Raw genomic sequence first — 455 nt, forward strand, 5'->3', positions numbered from 1 at the left:
TGGAGGTGAATGTGTGTAACTTGGCTGGTACATGTATTGATATCTACGATAGAGGTAGTGGTAAGTTGCTTACCAATTCACCATCAGCGGCCTATCTAGACAGCATTGGCGGTAGTGCTACAAACGGTACTCATACTGAAAGCGGAAATTCCGGCCCAGTTGGTGGTGATTTTTACCTATTCGACTGGAATAACGCAAATGCACTGTGTACTACCTACAACACCCTTAGTCTCGGCGGACGAACTAACTGGCGTTTACCGACAAGAGACGAGTTAAAAGTGGAGCTATACGACGTATCTCTTAATATGTTTACCGCGCGCGGTTGGCCGACCGGCAACAGCTATTGGTCGGCGATTCCTGGTGGTTCTCTCTATTACTACGTGAACCTCAACGATGGCTACGTCAGCAGCTACTATCCGAGCACCACGGTCTACGCATCCTGCGTCTCAAATCCT

At 48.6% G+C, this 455-nt stretch carries 1 protein-coding gene; it reads left to right on the plus strand.

The annotated features are described in order from the left end of the window. A partial coding sequence (locus AB4589_RS24825; protein WP_372101902.1) for a DUF1566 domain-containing protein occupies positions 1 to 455 on the plus strand: 455 nt, incomplete at both ends.

This window comes from Vibrio sp. 10N.222.49.A3 (genome assembly GCF_041475145.1).
GTDB classification, from domain to species: Bacteria; Pseudomonadota; Gammaproteobacteria; order Enterobacterales; family Vibrionaceae; genus Vibrio; species Vibrio tasmaniensis_A.